Below are 3453 nucleotides of genomic sequence, written 5' to 3'. Positions count from 1 at the left end.
TAGTTACGCGAAGAATTGACCGGCGGCCGAGGTCCCGAGTGCGGCTCCCCGGCCTGAGCGCAACCCGCGGAGCAGCCTGCACGTCTGTCCTGCCTCCCACCTCGGCAGCACCGACGTCAACAGGGTTGCGGTCACAGCACCGTGCGCTCCGATAAGCGCCATCCGGTTTCGACTGTTCAGACGCAAGCCAGGAGCGACGTAATGAACCATGGCAAACGCATGACCAAGCTCGGCCTCGCCGCCGCCGCCGTCGGGCTGGGCATGGGCAACGCCCATGCCGTCCCTCAGCCCTACACGAACTTCTCCGACTTCGAGAATGCCCTCGCCACCTCCGGACTAATCGCAAGCCGCCAGGGGTTCGACGGGATTGCGGCGGACACCCCGATCAACAACGGGGACACGCTCGTCGGTTTTACCTTCACCGACATCTCGCTCGAGTCCGGGCAGCTCGCAGTCGTCGAACCGTCTGATTCCCCCGAGACAAGGAGCCAGTCCAACGCCATCGGCACGAGTTGGCCAGCGGATCAGCAGATGCGCAATCCGGATTCCTTCACCCTGACCTTTCCGACACCGTCGTACGCATTCGGCATTTGGTTCATCGCGGAATCGGGATTCGCGGAAGACGACGATTTCAGCATCTCGCTGCCGGGCGTGACCAATTCCCCATCGCAGGGTTCCGTTGCCGCAAACGGCGTGCCGTTGAACACCAACTTTTCGAGCTGGTTCATCGGCTTCATTGATGCGACCTCGCCTTTCACGACGGCGGTCATTGCTTCGACCGATGTAGAGGATACTGGCACTTTCCTGTTTCGCGTTGACGATGTCTACACGGCCCAGCGGGCGCCAGCGCCATCCAGTCTTCTACTGCTCGCGCTCGGCGCAGGCATTCTGGGCTTTCACTGGCGCGCCGCGAGCCAGCACAGGGTTTAACCCTGCAACGCACTTGGGAGCAATAGGCGGGACAAGATTGAGGGCCTCGCCGATCGGAATCACCAAACCGCAGCCAGTAGCCGCAGCCAATGCCCATCCGCCCGTGATGGGCTTAACTTTGCTCCCATCCCACAGCCCGTCGGGCTTTGATCATTAGTGCGACTAAGGTTGCCTTGCGCAGGCAGATTGCAGGCGCCGCGGGCCTTGATCGGTATCCCAACCAGCGCCGCAGGCTCCGTCCGTAGTCACGGCTGCCTGCCCTGATGGCGTCAGGACGGGATGCCCCAGCAGTCTGAGGGTTGGAAGCGCTGACTGCGCGGGACGCCCACGCGCTGCCGCGACAAAGCTCGCCTGGCAGCTCTGGGCCGACTTGTGATCGACGGCGCTGTGGCCTTGGTCATAACTCCGACCATTGCCTCATTTCTCTCTTCTTCTCTGCGTCGCGGCGTCTCTGCGCGACATCTCTTTCTTCCGGCCGCGCACAGGTCCGCGTAACCTCGCAACCGTCTGCCCAGTCTTACCGCGGCCCATGCTGCGGTGAGTCATAACGCCTCATCAACGAAAAAGCCCGAAAACAGTGTTTTCGGGCTTCGTGGCGAGGCTAGGGACCTCGGCCAAAAGATCAGTCAACAGCGGCCCTCACCGCTCTGCTGATACGCTGACTCCGCCAGCGCAGCAGTGCGCGATGTCTGCTCAATAATTGGCACACACATGGGCGGCGCGGTTGTAGATATCTTCCACTGCGAAGTGAAGTTGGCTGACGCGGATCGAACCCATACCGAAGGTGCTTATCGCACTCCCTTCCGCGCCCATATGATCCATGATGTCCCGAATCTCCGCGACGGTGTTTTCCACCAGCGTGAGGTTGGGCCTGCTGGTGAGCGTGACAGCAGGCGAGATGTATTGCATAGCGGTTTGTATCGCCGCCAAGCGGTTGCCGATCTGCGTCAAGTTCGGTCGCCCGCCGCCCGCAGCGGTGTCGACGACGAGGCAGGCGCGCTCGACCAAAGTCGCACGATGGGTGAAAGCACGTTGCGCCAAATCCGTGACTCGAACCGAGCCCGTGCTTGCGGGTGAGCTGAAACCGGTCTCAGGGAAGTCCAGCACGGCTTCAAGTACGTAAATCGCGTCTTTCAGCCCGTTTGTGTCCGTACCCAGCGTGGAGCCGAAAAACGGCGGCGCTACGGTGCGTGATTCAACGTCGCCGAGATCGATCTTGAGTTGCTCGACATCGACGGCCGCAGCGGCGGACTGCGGCAGCGCCAATGCGCCCGTCAGCGCTACGGCGGCGGCGGTGAGGATTCGCTTGGTCGTATGCATCAGCTCGGTCATGTCGGCTCTCTCTAGTCGGTGTCCGGTTGCTTCGTTATCGGCAGGTCGCGCTGCCGCCGTGCTTGTGTGATGCTTATCTTCGTCGAGAGCGGTCGATCCGCCTATGACCAGCGCGTTTAATGAACGCTAGGCGCACGCGGAAACACGTGCTAGGAATATGCTTTATCAGCGCCTAGGCTTCACGTTATCGCTATTGCAATCAGAGACTTGACGGGCATCCGCCGGGGTTTGCCCCAGGGCCGCGGCGCACTGCCCAGTATGGAGTTAGACGCGACTGATTCGCACTTTCTCTCGCAACCGGGTTGGGATTGGAAAGGGATTCAGGTCTTTTCGGCAGGGGCTGGAGACGAGTGCACGCACGGGCATCCCTAGCTCAGGAGCTAGCGAGGCTTCGCCTCAGACCGACGAGTCGTGCTCATCGAAATCGCTATCGAAATCGAAATGGAACCGAGTGGCGACCGATCCCGACCTCTGCGCCGCGGGGCAGTGAAGCGCCGGAACGGCGGAGACTCGGCAGCGAAGCACTTGCCCTCCCGTAGCCAAGCCGGAGCCGGGCCGGGCGCGGCCGGAGAGCCGACGTCCAGGTCGGCTCCGCACTCGCGACACCAGTGCACCCCGCTCTGTGGCCGTGTTGACCTGGAGGTCAACACTCCAGTCAACGCGCGTCAACACCGCGAACGTTCGATTACGACCACGATCACGACGACGACGACGACGACGACGAAACCACATTGAACCAAGCACCGGACTCGGCGCCGGCGCGCCTGACTGGGATCGCCGGCTTTCCAGCCGGCTCGCCGCCGACGCGGCTCGATGCCGCGTCGGCGGCGTCCGAGCCGATCAGAGGGCACAGGCGCAGTCGTCCGCCCGGCGGCGCGGCACGGGCAACCGCCCGGCTCCCGCGCCGCAGATCGCGCGCCGGGGGCATCGAGCCCCCGGCACGCGAAGCCGGCTGAAAGCCGGCGCTCCCAGTCCGCGCCGGCGCCGCTCACTGGGACCGCCGGCTTTCCAGCCGGCTCGCCGCCGACGCGGCTCGATGCCGCGTCGGCGGCGTCTGGGCTTATAAGAGGGCACAGGCGCAGCCTTCCGCCCGGCGGCGCGGCACGGCCAACCGCCCGGCTCCCGCGCCGCGGATCGCGCGCCGGGGGCATCGAGCCCCCGGCACGCGAAGCCGGCTGAAAGCCGGCGGTC

General features: G+C 64.1%; 2 protein-coding genes. One reads left to right on the top strand and one right to left on the bottom strand.

Annotation, left to right across the window (positions count from 1 at the left end):
* Positions 1-201 precede the first annotated feature (201 nt).
* Positions 202-930 (top strand): hypothetical protein, encoded by a 729-nt coding sequence (locus ML01_RS26460; RefSeq protein ID WP_058558356.1) that lies wholly within the window; start codon positions 202-204, stop codon positions 928-930.
* Positions 931-1623: 693 nt separating this feature from the next.
* Here the strand turns inward: ML01_RS26460 and ML01_RS26455 are convergent.
* Complete coding sequence (locus ML01_RS26455; protein WP_058558355.1) at positions 1624-2262, bottom strand: hypothetical protein; 639 nt, start codon at positions 2260-2262, stop codon at positions 1624-1626.
* Between the last annotated feature and the right edge of the window lie 1191 nt (positions 2263-3453).

The organism is Thiohalocapsa sp. ML1 (assembly GCF_001469165.1).
Taxonomy (GTDB): domain Bacteria; phylum Pseudomonadota; class Gammaproteobacteria; order Chromatiales; family Chromatiaceae; genus Thiohalocapsa.
Note: the sequence above shows the minus strand (reverse complement) of the source record. Positions and strands in the feature narration are given on the sequence as shown.

Excerpts from the sequence above, each read along its gene's own strand:
- ML01_RS26460 (WP_058558356.1), top strand. The coding sequence starts at position 202 with ATGAACCATGGCAAACGCATGACCAAGCTCGGCCTCGCCGCCGCCGCC.
- ML01_RS26455 (WP_058558355.1), bottom strand. The coding sequence starts at position 2,262 with ATGACCGAGCTGATGCATACGACCAAGCGAATCCTCACCGCCGCCGCC.